This is a genomic window from Paenibacillus sp. AR247 (assembly GCF_002968895.1).
In the GTDB taxonomy this organism is placed as follows: domain Bacteria; phylum Bacillota; class Bacilli; order Paenibacillales; family Paenibacillaceae; genus Paenibacillus_AQ; species Paenibacillus_AQ favisporus.
Window position 1 is genome coordinate 1,199,360 of record NZ_PCZT01000009.1, and the last position, 1,858, is coordinate 1,201,217.

Sequence of the window (1,858 nt, forward strand, 5' to 3'; positions counted from 1 at the left end):
CCCAAATTATATTAAAGCTCTACGAGAAAACTTATGAATAACCGACAATATATGTCCGCTATTCCTGCTTAAATTTATGAAAATGCAGCGTAAACGCAGTCGACTCGCCTTCGGCAGAATCAACCGACAGGCGGTGGCTGAGCTTCAGGGCCATCTGACGGGCCAAATAGAGCCCCATACCCGTGGATTTGGCTTCGATTCTGCCCGTTCCGCCCGTAAAGCCTCTATCAAAAACACGCGGCAGATCCTCCGCCTTGATACCAATCCCCGTGTCTTCAATAACCAGCCGCTTCTCGGCGGCATCTTCCTCACAACGGAACAGGATGCGGCCGTTCTCGCCGGTATATTTGAGCGCGTTGGACACGATCTGGTCGATCATATAACCCAGCCATTTGCCGTCGGTATGAACGAAAAGCGGCTTGCCGGCCATCTGAAACTGGATTCGCTTGTTTATAAACAGCTTGGCGTATTTCTTGACGCTTGCTTTAATCAATGGCTCCAGCGCGGTTTCGGTAATCAAGTAATCCCGGTTGAACGAGTCGATCCGTGAATAATAGAGCGCCTGCTCCACATAATGATCGATTTTGTCGATCTCGTCCTCCAGCTTGTCCATGACAGCTTCCGCATTCTGAGTCATACCGTTCTCCAACAGGAGCCTGGACGCGGTAATCGGCAGCTTTACTTCATGAATCCATGACATGATAAAGTCCTGATGATCCTTCTTCTCACGAAGCTGCTGCTGGAGCTGGGCAGAGTGCAGGCGTTGAAGCCGCCCGGCCCATTCATTAACGATAGCTTGCTGCGGATGCTGTGGTTCAGGGAGGAGGGCTGTTACTTCCTCCATTTTGCTGATCTTCATTTGCTGAAGCATTTGATAGTAAGGTCTCCGGTAATAATAGCCGATCACCATGTACAGCGCGGCACCGGCAAAACAGATAATATTCAAATATACCATGTTTCCTATTCCGGAAGAGCCGTCCGAATCCATATACATAAACAGTGTCACAACGGTCATCAGCAGGATGTAGAACGCGATAAACCAGCTTTTGACCTTTACATAGTCCACAAATTTCATGGTATCAGATACCCTTGCCCCTTCTTGGTCACAATATAATCCTTCTTCCCGAGGTCAGCCAGCTTCTTCCGGATTCTGACAATATTCACGGTAAGCGTATTATCGTCAATAAAACTTTCGTCCGCCCACAAGCTCCGCATCATCTTCGTTCGTCCGACGATCGTGCCTGCATGCCGCATCAGCATGTTCAGGATAATAAATTCGGTTTTGGTCAGCTCTGCCCGGTGCTCTCCGACGGACACATCCCCGTCGTTCAGGTTCAGCAATACGCCTTGATGCTCGATAACATGGGTTTGTACATCAAGGTAGGAGTACACTCTTCGCAGCATTGCGTTGATCTTGGCCATCAGCACGTCCATATGAAAAGGCTTCTGTATAAAATCGTCCCCACCCATATTCATTGCCATCACCATGTCCATCGGCGTCGTCCGCGAGGATAAAAAGAGGATCGGTACCTTGGATACCTCCCTGATTCGGCTGCACCAATAGTAACCGTCGAACTTTGGAAGGTTGATATCCAGAATGACCAGTCCAGGGGCCTGTTCACTGAACAAAGACATCACTTGTTCGAAATCGCTGACCAAGATCGGTTCGAATCCCCATTTCGCAAGCGAGTCCCCGATCATTTCCCGGATTACGGGTTCGTCTTCCACGACCAAAATTTTTCATGTTCATCCGGTTCATCCTTTACTCACGCACTTATATCGTATCCTTATTGTAAAGGACATCCTCCCCTGCCTCCAGCTTTTCCGCCCAATGTGACAAAATCGTTAGGTTCTTCCT

2 protein-coding genes are annotated in these 1,858 nt (G+C 48.9%); both read right to left on the bottom strand.

Annotated elements, in window-relative coordinates; translation table 11 throughout:
- Positions 1-58: 58 nt before the first annotated feature.
- Entirely contained in the window at positions 59-1,075 is a 1,017-nt protein-coding gene (locus CPT76_RS13665) for a sensor histidine kinase (protein WP_105443301.1), read from the bottom strand.
- Positions 1,072-1,728: a response regulator transcription factor gene (locus tag CPT76_RS13670; RefSeq protein ID WP_308737577.1), complete on the bottom strand. Its 657-nt coding sequence runs from the start codon at positions 1,726-1,728 to the stop codon at positions 1,072-1,074. The genes CPT76_RS13665 and CPT76_RS13670 overlap by 4 nt, the downstream gene beginning before the upstream one ends.
- Positions 1,729-1,858 lie beyond the last annotated feature (130 nt).

Coding starts and splice junctions, on each gene's coding strand:
- CPT76_RS13665 (WP_105443301.1), bottom strand. CDS start 1,075: ATGAAATTTGTGGACTATGTAAAGGTCAAAAGCTGGTTTATCGCGTTC.